A 22143-nucleotide genomic window follows, 5' to 3' on the forward strand; every position below is an offset into this window, starting at 1 on the left:
AAGTAGCCTGTCCCGCGTGACTCGGATCTCGCCAACGGTGCTCGCGGCCCTCGGGCGGCTCGTGGTCGCCGTCTCGCTGCTCGCGGCGCTGGTCGGCGGAGTCGGCCTGATCGCGGTCCTCGGCGCGCCGCCCGAGGCCGAGGTGGCCGCTCCGCCGGAGATCCCCGAGGTCGAGCCCGCGCAGGTGCGGCCGGGCGTCGCCGCACCGCCGGTGGAGGTTCCGCCGGTCGGACCGCCGCAGCAGCCCGCGCCGGGCGTCGACCTGATCCGGCAGTGGGCCAACGAGGTCTCGCTGGCCGTGGACGTGCCCGCCCGCGCCCTGGTCTCCTACGCCAACGCCGACCTGGCGATGCGCCAGCACTCGCCCGACTGCCGGATCTCCTGGTCCACGCTGGCCGGCATCGGGCGGATCGAGTCCAACCACGGCCGCTACGGCGACCGCTCGCTGGGCGAGGACGCGCGCTCCTCGCGGCCGATCATCGGGGTCAAGCTGGACGGCGGGCCGGAGGTCCGGGAGATCACCGACACCGACGGCGGCGCGCTCGACGGCGATCCGGTGCACGACCGGGCGGTCGGCCCGATGCAGTTCATCCCCTCGACCTGGGAGAAGTGGGCGACCGACGGCAACGGCGACGGCATCGGCGATCCGCAGAACCTCGACGACGCCGCGATCTCGGCCGCGCGCTACCTCTGCGCGGGCGGGCGCGACCTGTCCACCGGGTCCGGCTGGTGGCAGGGCGTCATGTCCTACAACAACTCGGTCGAGTACGCGCAGAAGGTCTTCGGCCTGGCCGAGACCTACACGGCGGCGGGCAACCGCCGCCAGTGACCGGCCTCCACCCGGCGCGCAGAGCCCTCGGCATCACCACCCGAAGAGAATGCTTCTCCGCACCCGGATCGAGAGGCCGTGCGGGGCCCGGATCGGGAGGTGGTTCGGGTCGTGGTGGGTCAGGCGCCCTTGGTGGCGATGTGGGCGTTGATCTCGCTGAGGGCTTCTTGGTAGGCGGGGTCGTGCGGCTGCATGGTCGTGGCCAGGCGGATCTGGGCGCGAGCTTCGTTGTAGCGGCCCTGGCGCTGCAGGGTCCGGCCCAGGATGAGCCTGGCGTAGTGGTCGGACGGGTCGAACTCGAGGATGCGGCGGAAGGCCTCCTCGGCGCGCCGCAGCTGGGCGGAGAAGAAGTACGCGCGCCCCAGCAGGAGCTGCACGCTCGGCTTGTCTTCGACTTCGGAGATGACGGGTTCCAGGACGCGGAGAGCTTCCAGCGGACGGCGCTGCGAGACCAGCTGCTCCGCCCGGCGGAACGCTTCGACAGTGCCTTCGGTCGTCATGGTCCGGACAACGCTACGTCCCGGAACGCTGTTCCGAGACGTCCGACCGGATGGTCTTGGCGCAGCTCCCCGTGCCCTCTCCGGGCCCGTCCTGTCCACCCCCGCGCGGGCACCGGTATCGGTCAAGCGGCACAGATCACCGGCATCGCGAGTCTGCGGCGCGGCCCGGAGCGGCCCGGTTAGGCTCGTGGTCGGTTGTCGGGATCGGCGGCTGGTTCGCGGCGCTACGGAACGCCGCGCGGGCCGGGCGCGTCCTACGGAACACGGGCTGGTTAGGAGCACACGTGGCGATCATCGAGCAGGTTGGTGCCCGCGAGATCCTCGATTCGCGCGGTAACCCCACCGTCGAGGTCGAAGTGGCGCTGGAGGACGGCACGCTGGCGCGTGCTGCGGTCCCCTCGGGCGCCTCGACCGGCGAGCACGAAGCCGTCGAACTGCGCGACGGCGACGCCTCCCGCTACGGCGGCAAGGGCGTGGAGAAGGCCGTGTCGGCCGTGCTCGACGAGATCGGGCCCGAGCTGACCGGCCTGGACGCGACCGAGCAGCGGGTCGTGGACCAGAAGCTGGTCGACCTGGACGGCACCCCGGGCAAGTCCCGGCTGGGCGCCAACGCGCTGCTGGGCGTGTCCCTGGCGGTGGCCAAGGCCGCCGCGGAGACCTCGGAGCTGGAGCTGTTCCGCTACGTCGGCGGGCCGAACGCGCACGTGCTGCCGGTGCCGATGATGAACATCCTCAACGGCGGCGCGCACGCCGACACCGGGGTGGACATCCAGGAGTTCATGATCGCGCCGATCGGTGCGGACACCTTCACCGACGCGCTGCGCTGGGGTGCGGAGACCTACCACGCGTTGAAGTCGGTGCTCAAGGGCAAGGGCCTGGCCACCGGCCTGGGCGACGAGGGCGGCTTCGCCCCGGACCTGGCCAACAACCGCGAGGCCCTGGACCTGATCACCACCGCGATCGAGAAGGCCGGCTACAAGCCGGGCCGCGACATCGCGCTGGCCCTGGACGTCGCGGCCACCGAGTTCGCCGACGCCGGTACCTACACCTTCGAGGGCACCAAGCGCACCGCGGACCAGATGGCGGAGTACTACCGCGAGCTGGTCTCGGCCTACCCGCTGGTGTCGATCGAGGACCCGCTGGGCGAGGACGACTGGGACGGCTGGGTCAAGCTGACCCAGGAGATCGGCGGCAAGGTGCAGCTGGTCGGCGACGACCTGTTCGTCACCAACCCGGAGCGCCTGGAGGACGGCATCCACAAGGGCGCGGGCAACGCGCTGCTCGTCAAGGTCAACCAGATCGGCACCCTCTCGGAGACCTTGGACGCGGTGCAGCTGGCCACCTCCAGCGGCTACAAGTCGATGATGAGCCACCGCTCCGGCGAGACCGAGGACACCACCATCGCCGACCTGGCGGTGGCCACCGGCTGCGGGCAGATCAAGACCGGCGCCCCGGCCCGGAGCGAGCGCGTGGCCAAGTACAACCAGCTGCTGCGCATCGAGGAGGGCCTCGGCGACGCGGCCCGCTACGCCGGCGAGCTGGCCTTCCCGCGGTTCAACCCGGAGAGCTGAGCCATGCCGGCCGGGCGCGCATCGCAACCGCGTGGGCGCGGCGAGCGGGACACCCCGCCGCCGCGCCGGTCGGTGCGCGCCCGCCGGGATGCGCCCGGCCGCACCGGGCCCGCGAAGAAGGCGCCGCCGCGGCGGCCCACCAGGCCCCGGTCGAGCACCGGCGGCGCGTTCAAGCTCTCGTCCACCCGGCGCGCGGCGGTGCTGGCGCTGCTGGTGTGCGTGATGGCGGTCAGCGTCGCGGTGCCGCTGCGCACCTACCTCAGCCAGCGCGACGAGCTGGCCGCTCAGCAGCACCAGCAGAAGGTGCTGGAGGCGCAGGTCCGCGAGCTGGAGCAGCGCCGCGAGGAGCTCTCCGATCCCAAGCAGATCGAGGCGGAGGCCAGGGCGCGGTTGGGCTACGTCAAGCCCGGCGAGACGCCCTACATCGTGGAGGTGCCGGAGAAGCCGGCACCGCCACCCCCGAAGGAACCGGACGACGACGGCGTCCCGTGGTACGCGAGGTTGTGGCACTCAGTGGTGGGGAAGGGATCTTGACGGTGGATTCGGCGCAGGTCGGCGAGGCCGACCGGGAGGCCGTCCGGCGGCAGCTGGGGCGCCCGCCCCGCGGTCTGCGCGCGATCGCGGCTCGCGACAACGCGGGGGAACCGACGGTCGTGCAGACCTGGCCGCGCCTGGAGGACGGCACCCCGTTCCCGACGTTGTACTACCTCACCGCCCCGGACCTCACGGCGCACGCGTCGACCTTCGAAGCCGAGGGCCTGATGAAGGAGATGGCCGACCGACTGGAGGCCGACGCGGAGCTCGCCGCGCGGTACCAGCGCGCCCACGAGTCCTACCTCGCCGAGCGCGACGCGCTGGAACCCCTGGGCACCCAGGTCACCGCGGGCGGCATGCCGGACCGGGTGAAGTGCCTGCACGTGCACATCGCGCACTCCCTGGCCAAGGGCCCGGGCGTCAACCCCTTCGGCGACGAGGCGATCGCCCTGATCGCCGAGCGCTGGCCGGAGCACCGCTACCTCCTGGGCTCCTTCCCCACCTGATCCCTCCCCTTTTCTCATCAGAAGTCCCCGCGTCCTTCACCGAGGACGCGGGGACTTCTGATGGAAAAGGGGTCAGAGAGCCGGGGCGTTGCGGTCCAGGAGGGTCTTCGCCCCGGGGACGGGGGTCGAGCCGAAGGTGCGCCCCGGGGTGTCCAGCCGGGTGGCGATGAAGGCCTCCGCCACCGGCGCCGGGGAGTGCCGCAGCAGCAGCGACGCCTGCAGGGTCAGCACCAGCAGCTCGGCCAGCCCCCGCGCCCGCTCCTGCGCCGGAGCGGCCAGCTCGGCGCGCAGCCGCGCGAGCGCCGCGTCGTAGGCCCGGTCGCAGCCCGCCGCCGCGTCCAGCTCGGCCAGGAGCGCGTCGCGGGTGCCGGGTTGCTTCTGCAGCGCGCGCAGCAGGTCCAGCGCGGTGACGTTGCCCGACCCCTCCCAGATCGACATCAGCGGGGCTTCCCGGTAGAGCCGGGGCATCCCGGACTCCTCGACGTAGCCGTTGCCGCCCAGGCACTCCAGCGCCTCGGCCACCACGACCGGCGCGCGCTTGCACACGTAGTACTTGGTGGCGGGCAGCGCCAGCCGCAGGAGGTCGTCCTCCCGCTGCTCGACCGCGGCGGCCAGGCGCATCGCCAGCGTGGTCGCGGCCTCCGACTCCAGCGCGAGGTCGGCGAGCACCTGCTGCATCAGCGGCAGGTCGGCCAGCCGGGAGCCGAACGCCGAGCGGTGCTGCACGTGGTGGGCGGCCTCGGACAGCGCCCCGCGCATGTTGGCCGCCGCGCCCAGCACGCAGTCCAGCCTGGTCATCGACACCATCTCGATGATGCAGCGGACCCCGCGCCCCTCCTCGCCGACGAGGTGCCCGATCGCTCCGGCGTACTCGATCTCGGAGGAGGCGTTGGACTTGTTGCCCAGCTTGTCCTTGAGCCGCTGCAGCCGGATCCCGTTGCGGCTGCCGTCGGGCAGCACCCGCGGGACGAGGAAGCAGCTCAGCCCGCTCCGGGTCTGCGCGAGGGTGAGGAACACGTCGTTCATCGGCGCCGAGGTGAACCACTTGTGCCCGACGAGCCGGTAGGTGCCGTCGGCCAGCCGCTCGGCGGTGGTGGAGTTGGCCCGCACGTCCGAGCCGCCCTGCTTCTCGGTCATCGACATCCCGGCCAGCAGGGACTGCTTGTCCTGCGGCGCGCGCAGCCCGAAGTCGTACCCGGTGGCGGCCAGCTTCGGCTCGAACTCGGCGGCGAGGTCCGGCGACCAGCGCAGCGCGGGCACCGAGGCGTAGGTCATCGAGATCGGGCAGCCGTGCCCGGCTTCGACCTGCGACCACAGGTAGAACCCGGCGGCCCGGCGCAGGTGCGCGCCCGGACCGCGGGTCCACGGCGCCGCGTGCAGTCCGTGCGAGATCGCGCGGGACATCAGCCAGTGCCAGGACGGGTGGAAGTCGACCTCGTCGACCCGGTTTCCGTAGCGGTCGTGCGTGCGCAGCTCGGGCGGGTTGTCGTTGGCGAGCCTGCCGTGCTCGCGGGCCTCGGCCGAACCGGCTTCCAGCGCGAGCGGGGTGAGGTCGCCGACGGCGTAGCGGGTGAGCGCCGAGCCCAGCGCGGGGTCGCAGGACAGCGGATCGAAGTCGACCAGCGGCGGCGGCTGGTTGGTGACCTGGTGGGTGGCGAACGCGTGCTGCTCGTCGGTGAGCTTCATGTCCCGGAGCCTAGGCAACCGAGGCGCTCGCGTAGAGGGGTTGCGCCCGAATCCGGTCCCCTTCGGGCGGGTGAGCACGGGACTGATCACCCGGCACGCGCCGCGCGCGTGCGGTATCCAGAACTCCGGTGCGGTGCAGCTGGAGCGGGGGTGGTGAGTGAAGACCCGCAGGAAGCGCGACATGCGGAGGCGGGCCGCGGTCGGGCGGTCCCGCAGCCGGGGCGCGGTGGCCGCCGTGGCACCGGTGCTGGTGCTGCCGGCTCTGCTGCTGGGCGGCTCGTCGGTGCCCGCTCCGCAAGTGGCTCCGGCGGCCCCCGAGCCGCGCGAGCTCGGGGCCAGCGGCGCGCTCCCGCAGGCACCGCGGCTGAGCCCCCGGGTGATCGAGGATCTCGGCGATCCGCCGGCCCCGCCGCCGCAGGAGCTCCCCGACGGGGACCTGGGCATCCCGGGACCGGTGCTGGCCTCCTACCTCGGCGCCGCGCGCCGCACCGCGGAGGACGATCCCGGCTGCCGGGTGCACTGGTCGGTGCTGGCCTCCATCGGCCGCATCGAGTCCGGGCACGCGCGCGGCGGCGCGATCGACGTCGACGGCAACACCACCCGCGCGATCCTGGGGCCCCGGCTGGACGGCGGTCCGGACGTCGCGGCGCTCCCGGACACCGACGCCGGGGGGCTGGACGGGGACCCGGTGTGGGACCGGGCTGTGGGGCCGATGCAGTTCATCCCGTCGACCTGGCGCAAGCACGCGGCCGACGGCAACGACGACGGGCGGCGCGATCCGCACAACGTGCACGACTCCACCGCGGCCGCGGCCCGCTACCTGTGCGCGGGCCGCAGCGGGCTGGACGATCGGGAGAACCTGGCCGGGGCGGTGTTCTCCTACAACCGCTCGGCGAGCTACGTGCGGACGGTGCTGGTGTGGGCCGAGGCCTACGCGCGCGGCGCGACCCCGACGCAGGCCGAGCTCGCCCCGGAGGTCGACGACGTGCTGGCCGGCGCCCGGCTGCCGGAGGCGGCGCCGATGCCCGAGCCGCCGCCGCTGCGGATCCCCGACCCGCAGCCCTTCGCGCTGCCGGCCGACCCGCCGCCACGGGCTCCCGAACCGCTGCCCCCGGTGGAGCCGCGCCCGCTGGCACCGGAGCCCGCACCCGCGCCCGCACCCGCGCCCGGGTCCGCACCCGCGCCCGCGCCCGCGCAGACACCCGCTCCAGCACCAGAGCCCGCACCGGCGTCGCCCGCGGTTCCCCAGGAACCGCCCGCCACGCACGACCCCGCCGAGCCCACGACGCCCGCGCCGGTCGAGCCGCGTCCGGCGCGGCCACCGGAACCGCCGCGGACCTCGGACCCCCGGCCGTCCGCGCCGGCACCGCCCGAACCCGCCGTGCCCGGCGCTCCGCCCGAGCCGCCGGAGGAGTGCGAGGTCGCCCCGCTGGAAGCCGGCGAGTTCGCCCTGCTCCCACCGGAACCGGGCGCGGAGCTGTCCCCGGGCACGACCGATCCGGCCGAGGCGCGCCCGGGGCTGCCGGTGTTCACCGACGACGGCCGCTGCGCGGTCCCGCCGCGGCGGTGATCGGCCCGGCTCGGCTGCGCCTGCTGAGCTCGTCCGGCAGCGCCCGCTAGCGTTGGTCCCGCGGGGTGCCGGACCGGTGCTCGGTTGGCTCGAACGAGGAGGGCGCGGATGTCACGCGTTGCGGCGATCGACTGCGGGACGAACTCGATCCGCCTGCTGGTCGCGGATGTGACGGTGCACGACGACGGCAGGAAGGACTTGCGCGACGTGCACCGCGAGATGCGGATCGTCCGGCTCGGCCAGGGCGTGGACGCCGCGGGCCGGCTCGCGCCGGAGGCGCTGGAGCGCACCAGGGCGGCGCTGGTCGACTACGCGATGATCGCCCGGCGCCGCGGGGTGGAGCGGGTGCGCATGGTGGCCACCTCGGCCACCCGGGACGCGGAGAACCGCGAGGACTTCTTCGGCATGGTCCGCGAGACCCTCGGCGTGGAGGCCGAGATCATCACCGGGGACGAGGAGGCGCGGCTGTCGTTCACCGGTGCGGTCGGCGACCTGGACCCGGAGGACGGCCCCTTCGCGGTCACCGACGTCGGCGGCGGCTCGACCGAGGTCGTGGTCGGCACCTGGGACGGCGCGCAGGCCGACATCACCGCCGCGCACTCGGCCGACGTCGGATGCGTGCGGCTGACCGAGCGCTGCCTGCGCGACGACCCGCCGACCGCCGAGCAGATCGCCGAAGCGGAGAAGGTGGCCCGGCAGGTCCTGGACGAGGCCTTCTCCCGGGTGGACTGCTCCGGGGTGCGGACGTGGGTGGGCGTCGCCGGGACGGTCACCACGCTGTCGGCGATCGCCCAGGATTTGCCGGAATACGATCCCCACGCCATTCACCTTTCCCAGATTTCCCAGAATAGAGTCGAACAAATTGCCGATCGCCTCTTGGCGATGTCGCACGACGAGCGCGCCGCGATCGGTTCGATGCACCCGGGGCGAGTGGACGTGATCGGCGGGGGCGCTCAGGTTGTCAAGGTTCTGGCGGATGAATTCGCCGAACGGGCGAAGGTGACCTCGATGACGGTCAGTGAGCACGACATCCTTGACGGTATTGCGCTGTCTATCAGCTAGTTCCCACAGTCCGGGCGGCCCGTTCCGTTTGCAAAGAACGCCCCTCCTTGATCGAATCAGAAGGTGACGCTTTTGTGACAGTGCATTGCCGAGGGGCGGTTCTCACTTATGTTTACGCACGTCTGACGAGACGGTGAATGAACCACCGTCGTGCGTTATGCCTCCGGACTGGCATTCCCAGTCGGGGGCATGCGTGTGAAAACGGGAGGGCAAAAATGCGGAAACGACGCTTGGCCGCCTGGATCGCGGCCCCGCTCGCGGTGGGCGTGTTCGCCACCGCCTGCGGCGGCGGTGGTGGCGGCGCGTCCGAGGACGGCTTCATCACGGTCAACTCCACCGAGCCGGAGAACCCGCTCGTTCCGGCGAACACCACCGAGACCGGCGGCGGCAACGTCCTCGACGCGATGTTCACCGGTCTGGTCGGCTACGACGAGAACACCAGTGAGCCGTACAACGAGGTCGCGGAGTCGATCGAGACGACCGACAACCAGCACTACACGATCAAGCTCAAGGACGGCTGGACGTTCCACGACGGAACCCCGGTCACCTCGCAGAGCTTCGTGCGTGCGTGGAACTACGCGGCCTACGCGCCCAACGGCCAGTCGACCGCGTCCTTCTTCGAGCACATCCAGGGCTACGACGAGGTCAGCCCTGCCGACCCCGACGGCGAGAACGGCCCGCAGCAGGCCCCGAAGCCCACGGCCGAGACGATGGCCGGGCTCAAGGCGCCCGACGACCGCACGATCGAGGTCACCCTCAAGGCGCCGTTCGCCACCTTCCCGACGATGCTGGGCTACACCGCGTTCTCGCCGATGCCCGAGGCGTTCTTCAAGGACAAGGCGGCGTTCGAGGAGCGCCCGATCGGCAACGGCCCGTTCAAGTTCGACGAGCGGCAGCCGAACCAGCTGATCAAGCTGTCCAGCTACGACAAGTACGCGGGCAAGAACAAGCCCCAGATCAAGGGCGTCGAGTTCCGCGTCTACAACGAGCTCGAGACCGCCTACCAGGACCTGGTTTCGGGCAACCTCGACTTCATCGACCAGATGCCGCCGTCCGCGCTGGTCGACGAGAAGTGGAAGACCGACCTCAACAACCGCGGTGCGGTCAAGCCGATCCTGAGCAACAACGCCCTGCAGCTGCCGCTCTACGAAGCGAAGTACCAGGACCCGAAGGTGCGGCACGCCATCTCGCTGGCGATCGACCGCAAGCAGATCACCGACCGGGTCTTCAACGGGACCTACGACCCGGCGACCGGCTGGGTGCCCGCGGACGCGGTCCCGGGCTACGAGGCCGGCGCCTGCGGCGAGTGGTGCGAGTTCAACCCGGAGAAGGCCAAGCAGCTGCTGTCCGAGTCCGGCTTCAAGGGGCCGATCACGATCACCTCGAACGCGGACGGCGGTCACAAGGAGTGGATCTCGGCCATCTGCGGCCAGATCACGAACAACCTCGGCGTCGCCTGCAACTTCAACCCGGTTCCGACCTTCTCGGAATTCCTGAAGATGCACGACGAGAACGCCCACGACGGCCCGTTCCGCTTCGGCTGGCTCGGTGACTACCCGGCGGCCGAGACCTTCCTGGGCAAGATCTACCGCACCGGCGCTTCGTCGAACTACATGCGCTACAGCAGCCCGGAGTTCGACGCCGCCATGGACAAGGCCGATCGCGCGCCGTCCGTGCAGGAGGGCAACAAGTTCTACTTCGAGGCCGAGAAGATCCTGGCCAAGGACATGCCGTCCATCCCGCTGTGGAACCAGAAGGCCGCCGTCGGCTGGTCCGACCGGCTGGATGGGGCCACGGTGACGTTCGACCGCCAGCTCAACCTGGAGACCGTCAAGCTCAAGTCCTGATGTCGTGAGTCCGGGTCCGGCTCGAAGATCCGAGCCGGACCCGGCTTGCGTCCTGGAGGAGGTACAACGTGGGACGCTACGTGCTGCGGCGGCTGCTGCAGCTGATCCCGGTGTTCATCGGGACCACGTTCATCATCTACGCCCTGATCTGGGCGTTGCCCGGTGATCCGTTCGCCGGGCGCTGCGGCGAACGGCCCTGCCCGCCGGCCTACATCGCCGAGATGACCGAGCAGTACAACCTCGACGACCCCGTCATCGTCCAGTACTTCAAGTACCTGGGACAGCTGCTGACGGGCAACTTCGGGGAGACCTACTCCGGTCAGCTGGTCAGCGACCTGATGGCCAGCGCCTACCCGATCACCATCCGTCTGGCGGTCGTCGCGCTGATCATCGAAGCCCTCATCGGCATCGGCGCGGGAATCCTGACCGGTCTGCGCAACAAGGGCTTCGCCGACAACCTCGTGCTGATGTCCACGTTGTTCCTGATCTCGCTGCCGGTGTTCGTCACCGGTTTCGTGCTGCAGGTCTGGCTCGGCACCGAGTGGGGGATCATCCGCCCGAGCGTCAGCTCGCAGGCCACCTGGGGCGAGCTGATCGTGCCGGGCTTCGTGCTGGGCAGCCTGTCGATGGCCTACGTGGCCCGGCTGACCCGGACCAGCCTGATGGAGAACAAGCGGGCCGACTACGTCCGCACGGCCGTGGCCAAGGGCCTGGAGCCGAGGCGGGTCGTCGGCGTGCACCTGCTGCGCAACTCGCTGATCCCGGTGATCACCTTCCTGGGCACCGACCTCGGTGCGCTGATGGGCGGTGCCATCGTCACCGAGGGCATCTTCAACATCCGCGGCATCGGTGGTCTGGTCTACGACGCCATCCTGACCAAGGAGGGCACCACGGTCACCGGCATCGTGACCCTGCTGGTGCTCGTGTACCTGCTGATGAACCTGCTCGTGGACGTTCTCTACGCGGTTCTCGACCCGAGGATCCGATATGACTGACCGAAGCTCCGCCAGCCTGACGTCCGGCGCGGGCCCGGACCTGCAGGAAGCACCCGCGCCCGCGGGCGGGAGCCCAGCGCAGGCCAAGGCCGAGAAGCCTCGCGGCCTGTGGGGGGACGCCTGGCGCGACCTGAGCAGGCGGCCGATGTTCTGGATCGCCGCCGCGATCATCCTGGTGCTCGTCGTGATGGCGATCTTCCCGCAGCTGTTCACCTCGATCGATCCCACCCACAAGGACCTGTCCCGGATGCGCGAAGAGCCCTCGGCGGAGGGCTGGTTCGGCTTCGACACCCAGGGGCGCGACATCTACGCCCGCACGATCTACGGCGCCCGCGCCTCGATCGTGGTCGGCGTGCTCGCGACCCTCGCGACGGTGCTGCTGGGATCGGTGGTCGGTCTGATCGCGGGCTACTTCGGCGGGTGGCTGGACAACCTGCTGTCGCGGTTCGGCGAGATCTTCCTCGGCCTGCCGTTCGTGCTGGGTGCGATCGTCATCTTGACCACGCTGAACCCGGCGACCGGCGTGCCCAACGGGACCAAGATCATGGCGCTGGTCATCATGTCGATCTCGATCCTGTCCTGGCCGATCTGCATGCGCATCATGCGCTCCGCGGCGATCACCGCCAAGCAGCAGGACTACGTCAAGGCCGCCCGCGCCCTGGGCGCGAGCCCGGCGCGGATCATCGTGCGGCACATGCTGCCGAACTGCCTCGCCCCGGTGCTGGTGTACGCGACCATCGCGCTCGGCGGCTTCATCGGCGCCGAGGCCACGCTGTCGTTCCTGGGCATCGGACTTCGCGATCCCATCGTGTCCTGGGGCGTGATGATCGCCGACTCGCGCGACTACATCACCATCGCGCCGCACCTGCTGCTGTTCCCGGCCGGGTTCCTGGTGGTCACGGTGCTGGCGTTCGTGATGCTCGGCGATGCGGTCCGCGACGCGCTCGACCCGAAGCAGAAGTAGGAGAACGTCTTGTCCACAACTGATGACGAGGCCTCGGCACGACGTCTGCTCGAGGTCGAGGACCTGCACGTCGAGTTCCGCACCCGGGACGGCGTCGCGAAGGTCCTCAACGGCGTGAACTACCACGTCGACGCCGGTGAAACGCTGGCCGTGCTGGGCGAGTCGGGCTCGGGCAAGTCCGTCACGGCGCAGACCGTGATGGGCATCCTGGACATGCCGCCCGGGGTGATCTCCGGCGGTTCCATCCGGTTCCAGGGCGAGGACGTCCTGCAGGCCACCGAGGCGCGGCGGCGCGAACTGCGCGGCGAGTCGATGGCGATGATCTTCCAGGACGCCCTCTCGGCGCTCAACCCGGTCTACACCGTCGGCTTCCAGATCGCCGAGCAGCTGCGGCTGCGCCGCGGGATGTCCCGCAAGGAGGCCATGGCCGGGGCCGTGGAGCTGCTGGACCAGGTCAAGATCCCCAACGCCAAGCAGCGGGTCAGCGAGTTCCCCCACCAGTTCTCCGGCGGCATGCGGCAGCGCGCGATGATCGCGATGTCGCTGGCGCTGGACCCGACGCTGCTCATCGCCGACGAGCCGACCACCGCGCTCGACGTCACCGTGCAGGCCCAGATCATGGACCTGCTCGACGAGCTGCGCCGGGAGCGCGGCATGGGGCTCATCCTGATCACCCACGACCTGGGCGTGGTCGCCGAGGTCGCGGACCGGATCGTGGTGATGTACGCGGGGCGGATCGTGGAGTCCGCGGACGCGGGCTCGCTGTACGAGCAGCCCGGGCACCCCTACACCGAGGGCCTGATGCGGTCGATCCCGCGGCTGGACCTCAAGGGGCAGGAGCTGGAGACGATCAAGGGCCTGCCGCCGAACCTGATGGCGGTGCCGTCGGGCTGCCCGTTCCACCCGCGCTGCCCGCGCGCGGTGGAGAAGTGCGGGCAGGAGTTCCCCGAGTACCACGACCTGGGCCGGGGCCGCGTCAGCGCCTGCCACTTCGCGGAGGAGTTGATCAATCATGGCTGAGCCGATCCTCCAGGTGCAGGACCTGGTCAAGCACTTCCCGGTGCGGGCCGGGCTGCCGCGCCGCACCGTCGGTCACGTGCGCGCGGTCGACGGGGTGTCCTTCGAGCTCGGCAAGGGCGAAACCCTCGGCGTGGTGGGCGAGTCCGGTTGCGGCAAGTCGACGCTGGCCCAGGTGCTGATGCGCCTGGAGAACCCCACCAGCGGATCGGCGCTGTTCGAGGGCCGCGACATCTTCAAGCTGCGCGGCGCGGAGCTGCGCAAGCTGCGCCGGGACGTGCAGATCGTGCTGCAGGACCCCTACACCTCGCTGAACCCGCGGCGCACCGTCGGCGACATCGTCGGCGAGCCCTTCGAGATCCACCCCGACGTGGCTCCGAAGGGCGACCGGCGCCGCCGGGTGCAGGAGCTGCTGGACGTGGTCGGGCTCAACCCCGAGCACATCAACCGCTACCCGCACCAGTTCTCCGGCGGTCAGCGGCAGCGCATCGGCATCGCCCGCGCGCTGGCGCTCAAGCCGAAGGTGATCGTGTGCGACGAGCCGGTCTCCGCGCTGGACGTGTCGATCCAGGCGCAGGTGATGAACCTGCTGGGCGACCTGCAGCAGGAGTTCGACCTGTCCTACATCTTCATCGCGCACGACCTGGGCGTGGTGCGCCACCTGTCCGACCGGGTGGCGGTGATGTACCTGGGCAAGATGGTCGAGGTCGGCACCGACGAGCAGATCTACGAGCACCCGCAGCACCCGTACACCCAGGCGCTGCTGTCGGCGGTCCCGGTGCCGGACCCGAAGCTGCGGGGCAAGCGCGAGGTCATCCGCCTGACCGGTGATGTCCCGAGCCCGGCGAACCCGCCGTCGGGCTGCCGCTTCCGCACCCGCTGCTGGAAGGCGCAGGACATCTGCGCCGAGCAGGAGCCCCCGCTGGAGGTCCGGCTCAACGGCCACCCCTCGGCCTGCCACTTCGCCGAGGAACGCCCCCACGTGGTGACCTGAGGAATCCTTTTTCATCAGAAGTCCCCTGCGAGCCGCGCTCGCAGGGGACTTCTGATGAAAAGAGGCGGGGAGCCCCGCGCTCAGCTCCTGGTGACGAAGTTCGCCAGGTCCGCGGACTGCTGCAGGCGGGACGGCTCGTGGACGTACATCATGTGCCCGGCCTCGTAGTAGCGGACGTCGATGTTCTCCCGCAGCTCCTCCGGGATCGGCAGCCGCGCCAGCACGTGCTCGGCCGCGAAGTACGGCGTCGCGCCGTCGGTGTACCCGCAGCCGACGTGCAGCTTCAGGTGCGGGTTCGCCTGCACCGCCGAGCCCAGCTTGTCCACCACGGACACCGCGGCGCCCTCGAAGTCCTCGAACGACCACGGCTGCACGCGGCCGGTCAGCGTCTCGTAGGGCAGGTCGCTGCGGTAGTCCAGCTCCTCGCGCAGGTAGTGGTTGATCGCCGCGGAGTAGGCCCCGCGGATGCCCGAGATGCTCGGGTCGTCGGTGAAGCGCTCCACCGCCGCGTCCGGTTCCCAGCCGGTGAACCGCCCGTCCATCCGGCCGACGGTCCGACGCTGGTCGCGCAGCAGCTCGGTGAAGAACCGGATGTGCTCGATGCGCAGGTTGACCCGGTCCACGTAGTCCCCGGAGAGCCCGGAGAGCTCGGCCAGCCGCCGCACGACGTCGGCCCGCTCCTCGGCGCTGAGCCGCGCGCCGCGCGCCAGCGCCCACGGGTAGTCCTCGGCGGCGAACTTCTCGGCCTCGTCGAGCACCTCGCGCAGCGGCCGGTCGCCGTGCTTGCCGTGGTGGTGCGCGATGGCCGCGTAGGTCGGCAGGTACAGCGGGTAGGGCAGGTCGTTGCCCTCGGTGAACCGGATGGTTCCCATGTCCAGCACCGAGGAGATCAGCATGAGCCCGTTCGGGTAGAGCCCGTGCCGGGACTGCAGGTGCTCGGCAAGTGCGGCGGCCCGCAGGGTCCCGTAGGACTCGCCGGCCAGGTACTTCGGCGCCATCCACCGGCCGTTGCGGGTGACCCACAACCGGATGACCTCGGCGATGGATTCGATGTCGCCCTGGAAGCCGTGGAACTCGTCGGGCTTGCCGCCCTCGACGGCCCGCGAGTACCCGGTGGACACCGGATCGATGAACACCAGATCGCTGTGCTTGAGCAGGGTTTCGGCGTTGTCCTCCAGCCCGTAGGGCGGCGGTGCGAGGTCTCCCGCGTCGCCGGAGACGACCCGCCGCGGGCCGAGCAGCCCGAGGTGCAGCCACACGCTGGCCGAACCCGGCCCGCCGTTGAACGCGAAGGTCACCGGCCGGTTGCTGCCCGGCGCGGCGTCCACGACGTAGGAGGTCAGGAACACCTCGGCCTTCGGTTTGTGCCCCTCGAACTTGCCGTCGGCGTAGACCTCGTCGCGCAGCACGACCCGCCCGGTGGTGGCGGTGTAGGACAGCTCCGCGCCGTCCGCGGTGATCGCGTGATGCGTGCTGACCAGATCGTCGACCGGCTCCGCGGGGGTGGTCTGCCGGGTTGCCTCGTCGGTTTCCTCGCTGGCTGCCATGCCGCAAGATTACGTGCCCCCGGAAGGCTTTTCTGCCAGTTTTGCGGTGTGGACACCGGCTCCGAACTGATCACCGACCCGATCACCGACCCCGCAGCGGCCGCACCGGGCGCCTCCGAGGTCGACTCGCTGGTCACCCGCTGCACGGCCTGCCCGCGACTGGTGGCCTGGCGCGAGGAGGTCGCCCGCACCAAGCGCGCCGCCTTCCGCGACCAGGACTACTGGGGCAGGCCGATCCCCGGATTCGGCCCGATGGACGCCGAGATCCTGGTCGTCGGCCTCGCCCCGGCCGCGCACGGCGCCAACCGCACCGGCCGCATGTTCACCGGCGACCGCTCCGGCGACGTGCTCTACCGGGCGCTGCACGAGACCGGTCTGGCCAACCAGCCGGAGGCGACCGGCCTCCACGACGGCCTGCGCCTGCACCGCACCCGCATCACCGCCCCGGTGCACTGCGCCCCACCGGCCAACAAGCCCACCCCGGCCGAGCGCGACACCTGCCGCCCCTGGCTGGTCCGGGAGCTCGAACTGCTCCGCCCGACGCTGCGCGCGGTCGTGGTCCTGGGCGCCTTCGGCTGGCAGGCCCTGCTCCCGGCGCTGGCGGACACCTGGCGGGTTCCGCGCCCCCGCCCGAAGTTCGGCCACCTCGCCCACGCCGAGCTCGAAGCCGCCGACGGCGGGAGCCCGCTCCACCTCCTCGGCTGCTACCACGTCAGCCAGCAGAACACCTTCACCGGGCGCCTGACCCCGCAGATGCTCCGCGAGGTCTTCGACCGCGCGAAGGACCTGGCGGACGCGTGAAGCGGTTTGGGGGTAACCGCACGCCCCGAGGCGTGCGGTTACCCCCCCAAACCGCTAGACGCCCAGGCCGCCGGCGACCGAGGTCTCCTGCTTGGTGAACTCGCCGGTGAGCAGGGGCATGGCTTCGGCGATGGTCTTCCGGGTCTCCGGGAGCTCGAGGGACGCGGCGTGGTGCTGCTCGCTCTGCCAGACCTCGGTGACCCAGATCGTGTCGTCGTCGGAGTTCGACGTGGCCACCACGTACGACTCGCAGCCGTGCGCGCGCAGTCCCTCGGCGCCGCGCAGCAGCAGGGACACGACCTCGTCGCGGTGGCCGGGCTTCGCCTTCAGCGAGCCGATGTAGCCGTACATGGTGGGGGCCTCCTCGCAGCGGACCGCTTTCGCCGCCAATCCTGGCACGCGGGACCGACAAGATCGCGGACGCGAGCGAGGTGCTTCCGAGATCGCCGCGGCGACGCCGGCGCATCGACCCTCCGCGGCTAGGTCACCCGCGCGGTGCGGGCGGTCAGGTCGGGACGACCGCGTCAGTTGCTGTGTCCATCGGTGGCCTGGAGTGGTAGACCTCGACGGTGATCAAAGACGTGGTCCGCTCCCTCGTCGGGTTCGTGGTGCTCGGGGCGCTGGTGTTCTTGCCCGCCTGGACCTTCGACTACTGGCAGGCGTGGGTCTTCTTGGCCGTCTTCGCGCTCTCGGCCGCGATTCCCAGCTTCCACCTGGCTCGCGCGGATCCGGCCGCCCTGGAGCGCCGCAAGCGGGCGGGCCGGGAGAGCAGGCCCGCGCAGCGGATCGCCGTGGCGGTGCTGTTCTCGTGCTTCCCGGTGATGCTGGTGCTCAGCGTTCTCGATCACCGGTTCGGCTGGTCCGCGGTGCCCGCTGCGGTGGCGCTGCTCGGGGACGTCCTGGTGGCCGCCGGAATGGTGCTCACCGTGCTGGTGGTGCTCCAGAACCGGTTCGCGGCGGGCAACATCGCGGTCGAGCCGGGCCAGCAGGTCGTCTCCACCGGGATGTACGGGGTCGTCCGGCACCCGATGTACTCGACCGCGCTGCTCGCCGTGGTCGGCTCGCCGCTCGCGCTCGGTTCCCTGTGGGGGCTGGTGTTCCTCGTTCCCGTCGTGGTCGCGCTGGTGGTGCGGATCCGCGACGAGGAGGCGCTGCTCGCGCAGGAGCTGGACGGCTATCGCGAGTACGCGCGCACCACGCGATACCGGCTGGTCCCCGGTATCTGGTAGCTCGGGTTCGGGGCCCGGCACGCGGTTCGACGCGGTCGCCTGCCGGTGATCTCGCGAGGTGTTCCCGCGAGGTTTCCCCTCGCCGACGTCGTTCCGGGGGCGCAGGCAGGTAGGTAGAGATCTCCACGCGCGCTTGGCGCGATGTCGTGATCATTCGGTAGGCTGACCCGAACCAGCCTCAGGACACCAACGGTGATGTCGTTGCGGCGTCACCGGACACGCGCATCCGGTCCGGATGCGTACGCAGCGCGTATGGTCGTGCACCACGCGTTGATCGTGATCGACGCCACTGGCGACTGGCATCACAATTAGGGGGGTCGGCGCAGCGCGCTCACGGTACGTGGTGCGACCATGAGAGTCATGGCTGGTAAATCCGATCCCACGCGGATTCTCATCCTCGGCGGCGGTTACGTCGGCATGTACACGGCACTTCAGCTGCAGAAGAAGCTGGGGCGCCGGGAAGCCTCCGTGACGGTCGTCGATCCTCAGCCGCACATGACCTACCAGCCCTTCCTGCCGGAAGCGGCCGCGGGTTCGGTCGAACCCCGCCACGTGGTAGCGCCACTGCGACGAGTGTTGAAGCGGTGCCATGTGATCACCGCGTCTGTCACCGAGATCAAGCACAACGAGAAGCTGGTCACGGTCGAAAACCCGCAGACCGGTGCCCAGGAGCTGGGCTACGACGTGCTCGTCGTGGCGCTGGGCTCCGTCTCCCGGCTGCTGCCGATCCCCGGCCTCGCCGAGGAGGGCATCGGGCTCAAGACCGTGGGCGAGGCCACCTACCTGCGCAACCACGTGCTGGCCAAGATGGACGCCGCGGCCAACACCGACGACGAGGAGCTGCGCAAGCGGCTGCTCAACTTCACCTTCGTCGGCGGCGGGTTCGCGGGTGTCGAGGCCCTGGCCGAGCTGGAGGACATGGCTCGCTACGCGAGCAAGGAGTACGAGAACCTCTCCCCGGACGACATGTCCTGGTCGCTCATCGAAGCCGCCGGCCGGGTGATGCCCGAGGTCAGCGAGAACATGGGCGTCTACGTGGTCAAGGCGCTCGAGGAGCGCGGCATCAAGGTGTACCTGAACACCTTCCTCAAGTCGGTCGAGGGCGGGCACGCCGTGCTCTCCGACGGCACCGAGTTCGACACCGACACCCTGGTGTGGAACGCGGGCGTGAAGGCCAACCCCGTGCTCAAGAACAGCGACCTGCCGCTGGACGAGCGGGGCCGCGTCAAGGCCAGCGCCCACCTGCAGGCCGAGGGCCTGCCGGGCGTGTGGACCGCGGGCGACTGCTCGGCGGTGCCGGACCTGTCCAAGGCGGAGGAGGACCCGAACGCCACCTGCGCGCCGTCCGCGCAGCACGCCGTTCGGCAGGCCGACCAGCTGGCGAAGAACATCCTGTCCTCGCTGCGCGACAAGCCCACCAAGGAGTACCGGCACGCCTACGCCGGCTCGGTGGCCGGCATGGGGCTGTACAAGGGCGTCGCCGACGTCTACGGCTTCAAGGCCAAGGGCTTCATCGCCTGGTTCATGCACCGCAGCTACCACGTGAGCCGGATGCCCACCTTCAACCGGAAGCTGCGGATCATCATCGACTGGACGCTCGCCTTCCTGTTCAAGCGCGAGGTCATCTCGATGGGGCAGATCCAGAACCCGCGCGCCGCCTTCGAGCGCGCCGCGGAGAGCTGACCAGCCGTACCCCACCACCCCCAAAGGCCGCGTGTCTGATGACGCGCGGCCTTCGTGTTTCCAAGATCGATCGTCCGGGCGGTGGACATTCGTGCCCGCTATCATCGACAATCTGTAGTTGAAAAACGGACACGCGCGACAGGTCTTCACCTGAAAGGATGCGTCGCACGGGGGGAGGGGTGGATCCCTTGACGCTCAACGAACTCGCCGCGCTGCTGCGCAGCGGTGAAGCGCAGGACGGCCCGATCGCGGACTACCAGGAGGACTGCCGACGAGCGGCCGAGGTCTACTGGAAGAAGGACGACTGACCATGAGCGCGGCCGAGAACCGGCCCGCTGACCGAGCAGAACCGGCCGCACCGTCGGCGCTGGGCCGGACGCCGGTGCTGTTGCAGGGCCAGGACTACTTCGTCCGCGCGCCCAGCACCCCGCTGGACTTCCAGGAGCGCATGTACCGGGCGGGCATGGTCGACGAGCGGCCGGGCGAGCCCGCGCCCTGCGTGCTGGTGCTCTCCCGCGCGGCCGACGTGGAGATGAACGGGCTGTCGGTGGCGCTGGCCGAGAGCGACGTCCGCATGATGCGGATCGACGCCGACCGGTGCCTGGACCTGCCGCTCACCATTTACACGGACACTCCCCTGATCGAATTCGAGCGCTGGCTCTTGCGCCCGGTGCTGATCTGGCGGCGACACTTCGACATGACGGCCGTGCCCGTGGAGCCCGGCACCGTGCACGGTGCCTACGTCCGCGAGCAGTGGAGCGCCGTCGCCAACTGGCTGACCGGCCGAGAGGACTGGGGACGAGTGAACGCGGCGCGCGCCGGTGAGCGCCTGGACCGGCTGACGCAGCAGCGGGACGCGGCCGCGGCCGGCCTGCGGGTGCCGCGCACCGCGGTGACCACGATGCCCGGTCGCAGCCGCCCCGGCGGCTCCCGCTGCATCGTCAAGACCGCCGGGCACCACCTGCTGGAGCCCGAGCCCGGCGCGCTGCGCGGCCTGTTCCCGCAGCCCTTCGACATCCGCCGCACCGGGGGCGAAGCGCGCGAGCCCGCGCCGGTGCTGGTCCAGCAGTACCTGGAAAGCGACGGCGAGCTGCGCGTCTTCGTGGTCGGCGGCCGCACCATCGCCTTCCGGGTGGACAAGCTCGACCCGGCGCAGCTGTGGGTGGACCCGGAGTCGGTGGCGGTGGAGCGCGTCGAGCTGGCCGACCCGCTGGCCGACAAGCTCGTCGGGCTGTGCGAGCGCTGGGGGCTCGACGTGGCGGGTTTCGACCTGCTGCGGGTCGACGACGACTGGGTGTTCCTGGAGGTCAACGTCAACTGCGACTGGCAGTGGTTCGAGCAGCGGGCGGAGAGCTCCGAGGTGTCCGAGGCAGTGCACGCGTGGGTGCGGAGCCGGTTCGACGAGCTGGCCGCGTCCGCGGCCGGGGAGTGGAGTGCGTGGTGACGCGATGACCGCGAGGGTGTAAAGCTTCACCCGAGGAGGAACCCGACGCGGCCCTGCCGCGTCGAACCTCTGCGGGGCGGTACCCGACCGCTCCGCGCGAGCCCCCGTAGCCCAACTGGCAGAGGCAGACGACTTAAAATCGTCAGAGTGTCGGTTCGAACCCGACCGGGGGTACTCAGCAGTTCGGCCTGAGAGCGCGCGCCGCGCGGCGCGCGCTCGTCGGCGGTCAAGGGGATTGTGGCGGGTCTCATGACCGGGTTGTCCGGGTAGGGGTTTCGCTCGCCGGGGATCACCGACGACAATGCGCGGCCATGGCCCAAGAGCGAGACCCGCGAGCCGGTCGACCCGGACCGCAGCACGGCGGACCCCCGCCTGGGGGAGCACCGCAGGGACCGCCACCTGCTCGGCCGCCGCAGGCCCCGCCGCCGCAGCCGCCGCAGGGGCAGTTCCCGCCCGGCCCGCCGAACCAAGGCCCGCCGCAGCAGCCCCCGGCGCCGCCGATGGGCGGGCAGCCCGGACCACCGCCGATGCCGCCGCAACCGCAGCAGCCCGGCTACGGCCCTCCGCCCGGTCAGCCGCCGATGCCGCCGCAGCACGGCGGCAACCCGCCGCAGGGGCAGCCGCCCGTGCCCCCGGGGCAGCCCGGCTACCAGCCGCCGTCGAACAACCCGTACCCGGCGACGCGGATGGACACCCCGGTGGTCGACGACCGGTACGACGGGTACCCGGACGACCGCTACGGCGACCCGTACCGGGACGGCTACGACTACGACGACCGCTACTACGACGACCGGGACCGCTACCGGGATCGGGATCGCCGGCGCGATCGGGAGGACGACTACGACCGCCGGCGCTCGGATCGGGAGTTCCGCGGTCCGAGCGCGGACGCCATCGGGCGCACGATCCAGGTCGTGACCGGCCTGATCGCGCTGGTGTTCGTGCTGCACATCGTGTTCTCGGTGACCGGGGCCAACCAGGACAACTCGTTCGTCTCGTTCACCTACAGCACCGCGAAGATCTTCGTGTTCGGCCTCGGCGACGTGTTCACCCCGGGCGACGCGACCATCGGCCTGGTGCTCAACTACGGCTTGGCCGCAGCGATCTACCTCTACGGCGGTCGGATCATCGGCAAGGCGCTCAAGCACTGACGCTGCGTGTACCGAATCCGGCGAGATGTCGGGTTCGGTGTCGCGCACCTCACCTGTTGGTGTGAGCTGGTAAAACGCGCTGTGACGCCATCGGGGGTCATGTCCATCGCAGGGGGCGCCGCTCGCGCCCCGCGCGGGCATGGCACCCTTGAACTGGTCGTACCTGCGGTTTGCGCAGGTGTGGCCGCGTACGCGCCCCCGGCCCGCCGGCGGGCG

Annotated in this window: 20 protein-coding genes and 1 tRNA gene; 17 read left to right on the forward strand and 4 right to left on the reverse strand. The window is 70.8% G+C overall.

Annotated elements, in window-relative coordinates:
- Positions 1-16: 16 nt before the first annotated feature.
- Positions 17-829, forward strand: coding sequence for a lytic transglycosylase domain-containing protein (locus tag ACFQRI_RS10755; RefSeq protein ID WP_417750617.1), 813 nt, complete (start codon positions 17-19; stop codon positions 827-829).
- Between the two features lie 119 nt (positions 830-948).
- Here ACFQRI_RS10755 and ACFQRI_RS10760 read toward each other — a convergent pair whose 3' ends face one another.
- Complete coding sequence (locus tag ACFQRI_RS10760; RefSeq protein ID WP_380667205.1) at positions 949-1329, reverse strand: tetratricopeptide repeat protein; 381 nt, start codon at positions 1327-1329, stop codon at positions 949-951.
- Between the two features lie 284 nt (positions 1330-1613).
- Between ACFQRI_RS10760 and eno the strand changes: the two genes are divergently transcribed.
- Genes eno through ACFQRI_RS10775 form a run of 3 tightly spaced genes read left to right on the forward strand, consistent with a single transcriptional unit; the run spans position 1614 to position 3940 of the window.
- Positions 1614-2900 (forward strand): phosphopyruvate hydratase, encoded by a 1287-nt coding sequence (eno, locus tag ACFQRI_RS10765; RefSeq protein ID WP_380667207.1) that lies wholly within the window; start codon positions 1614-1616, stop codon positions 2898-2900.
- A gap of 3 nt (positions 2901-2903) precedes the next feature.
- Positions 2904-3434 carry an FtsB family cell division protein gene (locus ACFQRI_RS10770; RefSeq protein WP_380667209.1) on the forward strand — a complete coding sequence of 177 codons (531 nt, stop codon included), beginning with the start codon at positions 2904-2906 and terminating at the stop codon, positions 3432-3434.
- A gap of 2 nt (positions 3435-3436) precedes the next feature.
- A complete protein-coding gene (locus tag ACFQRI_RS10775; protein ID WP_380667211.1) occupies positions 3437-3940 on the forward strand; it encodes a DUF501 domain-containing protein in 504 nt (167 codons plus the stop codon).
- A gap of 72 nt (positions 3941-4012) precedes the next feature.
- Here ACFQRI_RS10775 and ACFQRI_RS10780 read toward each other — a convergent pair whose 3' ends face one another.
- Positions 4013-5626 carry an acyl-CoA dehydrogenase family protein gene (locus ACFQRI_RS10780; RefSeq protein WP_380667213.1) on the reverse strand — a complete coding sequence of 538 codons (1614 nt, stop codon included), beginning with the start codon at positions 5624-5626 and terminating at the stop codon, positions 4013-4015.
- Positions 5627-5807: 181 nt separating this feature from the next.
- Here ACFQRI_RS10780 and ACFQRI_RS10785 point away from each other — a divergent pair, with 181 nt between their 5' ends.
- The 7 genes from ACFQRI_RS10785 to ACFQRI_RS10815 all read left to right on the forward strand — a co-directional run bounded on the left by ACFQRI_RS10785 (position 5808) and on the right by ACFQRI_RS10815 (position 14075).
- Positions 5808-7196, forward strand: coding sequence for a lytic transglycosylase domain-containing protein (locus tag ACFQRI_RS10785; RefSeq protein ID WP_380667215.1), 1389 nt, complete (start codon positions 5808-5810; stop codon positions 7194-7196).
- Between the two features lie 108 nt (positions 7197-7304).
- Positions 7305-8258: a Ppx/GppA phosphatase family protein gene (locus tag ACFQRI_RS10790; protein ID WP_380667217.1), complete on the forward strand. Its 954-nt coding sequence runs from the start codon at positions 7305-7307 to the stop codon at positions 8256-8258.
- Between the two features lie 215 nt (positions 8259-8473).
- Positions 8474-10105, forward strand: a complete 1632-nt coding sequence (locus ACFQRI_RS10795) for a peptide ABC transporter substrate-binding protein (protein ID WP_380667219.1) — start codon at positions 8474-8476, stop codon at positions 10103-10105.
- Positions 10106-10173: 68 nt separating this feature from the next.
- Positions 10174-11100 (forward strand): ABC transporter permease, encoded by a 927-nt coding sequence (locus tag ACFQRI_RS10800; RefSeq protein ID WP_380667221.1) that lies wholly within the window; start codon positions 10174-10176, stop codon positions 11098-11100.
- Positions 11093-12064, forward strand: coding sequence for an ABC transporter permease (locus ACFQRI_RS10805; protein ID WP_380667223.1), 972 nt, complete (start codon positions 11093-11095; stop codon positions 12062-12064). The genes ACFQRI_RS10800 and ACFQRI_RS10805 overlap by 8 nt, the downstream gene beginning before the upstream one ends.
- A 9-nt stretch (positions 12065-12073) precedes the next feature.
- Complete coding sequence (locus tag ACFQRI_RS10810; RefSeq protein WP_380667225.1) at positions 12074-13084, forward strand: ABC transporter ATP-binding protein; 1011 nt, start codon at positions 12074-12076, stop codon at positions 13082-13084.
- On the forward strand, positions 13077-14075 hold the full coding sequence (locus ACFQRI_RS10815; protein ID WP_380667227.1) for an ABC transporter ATP-binding protein: 999 nt from the start codon (positions 13077-13079) through the stop codon (positions 14073-14075). Before ACFQRI_RS10810 ends, ACFQRI_RS10815 begins: the two co-directional genes overlap by 8 nt.
- Positions 14076-14155: 80 nt before the next feature.
- Here ACFQRI_RS10815 and ACFQRI_RS10820 read toward each other — a convergent pair whose 3' ends face one another.
- The gene (locus ACFQRI_RS10820; protein ID WP_380667229.1) at positions 14156-15622 is read right to left on the reverse strand and encodes a S10 family peptidase; all 1467 of its coding nucleotides are present in this window, start codon (positions 15620-15622) and stop codon (positions 14156-14158) included.
- Positions 15623-15703: 81 nt separating this feature from the next.
- Between ACFQRI_RS10820 and ACFQRI_RS10825 the strand changes: the two genes are divergently transcribed.
- Positions 15704-16423, forward strand: coding sequence for a uracil-DNA glycosylase (locus tag ACFQRI_RS10825; RefSeq protein ID WP_380667334.1), 720 nt, complete (start codon positions 15704-15706; stop codon positions 16421-16423).
- 54 nt (positions 16424-16477) lie between these two features.
- Here ACFQRI_RS10825 and ACFQRI_RS10830 read toward each other — a convergent pair whose 3' ends face one another.
- Positions 16478-16774, reverse strand: coding sequence for a putative quinol monooxygenase (locus ACFQRI_RS10830; protein WP_380667231.1), 297 nt, complete (start codon positions 16772-16774; stop codon positions 16478-16480).
- Between the two features lie 218 nt (positions 16775-16992).
- Between ACFQRI_RS10830 and ACFQRI_RS10835 the strand changes: the two genes are divergently transcribed.
- The 5 genes from ACFQRI_RS10835 (at position 16993) to ACFQRI_RS10855 (ending at position 21927) form a co-directional block, all read left to right on the forward strand.
- Positions 16993-17652 (forward strand): methyltransferase family protein, encoded by a 660-nt coding sequence (locus ACFQRI_RS10835; protein WP_380667233.1) that lies wholly within the window; start codon positions 16993-16995, stop codon positions 17650-17652.
- A gap of 360 nt (positions 17653-18012) precedes the next feature.
- Positions 18013-19335 carry an NAD(P)/FAD-dependent oxidoreductase gene (locus ACFQRI_RS10840; protein WP_380667235.1) on the forward strand — a complete coding sequence of 441 codons (1323 nt, stop codon included), beginning with the start codon at positions 18013-18015 and terminating at the stop codon, positions 19333-19335.
- Positions 19336-19645: 310 nt separating this feature from the next.
- On the forward strand, positions 19646-20779 hold the full coding sequence (locus tag ACFQRI_RS10845; protein WP_380667237.1) for an ATP-grasp domain-containing protein: 1134 nt from the start codon (positions 19646-19648) through the stop codon (positions 20777-20779).
- Positions 20780-20879: 100 nt separating this feature from the next.
- Positions 20880-20953: transfer RNA gene (locus tag ACFQRI_RS10850), tRNA-Leu, on the forward strand.
- Positions 20954-21090: 137 nt separating this feature from the next.
- A complete protein-coding gene (locus ACFQRI_RS10855; RefSeq protein ID WP_380667239.1) occupies positions 21091-21927 on the forward strand; it encodes a hypothetical protein in 837 nt (278 codons plus the stop codon).
- Positions 21928-22143 lie beyond the last annotated feature (216 nt).

The sequence above is a fragment of the Saccharopolyspora griseoalba genome (assembly GCF_042665275.1).
GTDB classification, from domain to species: Bacteria; Actinomycetota; Actinomycetes; order Mycobacteriales; family Pseudonocardiaceae; genus Saccharopolyspora; species Saccharopolyspora griseoalba.

Bases quoted from the DNA above. Each gene is read 5' to 3' on its own strand.
- ACFQRI_RS10815 (WP_380667227.1), top strand. From the start codon at position 13,077: ATGGCTGAGCCGATCCTCCAGGTGCAGGACCTGGTCAAGCACTTCCCG.
- ACFQRI_RS10760 (WP_380667205.1), bottom strand. From the start codon at position 1,329: ATGACGACCGAAGGCACTGTCGAAGCGTTCCGCCGGGCGGAGCAGCTG.
- ACFQRI_RS10855 (WP_380667239.1), top strand. From the start codon at position 21,091: ATGGCCCAAGAGCGAGACCCGCGAGCCGGTCGACCCGGACCGCAGCAC.
- ACFQRI_RS10840 (WP_380667235.1), top strand. From the start codon at position 18,013: ATGGCTGGTAAATCCGATCCCACGCGGATTCTCATCCTCGGCGGCGGT.
- ACFQRI_RS10795 (WP_380667219.1), top strand. From the start codon at position 8,474: ATGCGGAAACGACGCTTGGCCGCCTGGATCGCGGCCCCGCTCGCGGTG.
- ACFQRI_RS10845 (WP_380667237.1), top strand. From the start codon at position 19,646: ATGAGCGCGGCCGAGAACCGGCCCGCTGACCGAGCAGAACCGGCCGCA.
- ACFQRI_RS10820 (WP_380667229.1), bottom strand. From the start codon at position 15,622: ATGGCAGCCAGCGAGGAAACCGACGAGGCAACCCGGCAGACCACCCCC.
- ACFQRI_RS10805 (WP_380667223.1), top strand. From the start codon at position 11,093: ATGACTGACCGAAGCTCCGCCAGCCTGACGTCCGGCGCGGGCCCGGAC.
- ACFQRI_RS10790 (WP_380667217.1), top strand. From the start codon at position 7,305: ATGTCACGCGTTGCGGCGATCGACTGCGGGACGAACTCGATCCGCCTG.
- ACFQRI_RS10785 (WP_380667215.1), top strand. From the start codon at position 5,808: ATGCGGAGGCGGGCCGCGGTCGGGCGGTCCCGCAGCCGGGGCGCGGTG.
- ACFQRI_RS10780 (WP_380667213.1), bottom strand. From the start codon at position 5,626: ATGAAGCTCACCGACGAGCAGCACGCGTTCGCCACCCACCAGGTCACC.
- ACFQRI_RS10830 (WP_380667231.1), bottom strand. From the start codon at position 16,774: ATGTACGGCTACATCGGCTCGCTGAAGGCGAAGCCCGGCCACCGCGAC.
- ACFQRI_RS10770 (WP_380667209.1), top strand. From the start codon at position 2,904: ATGCCGGCCGGGCGCGCATCGCAACCGCGTGGGCGCGGCGAGCGGGAC.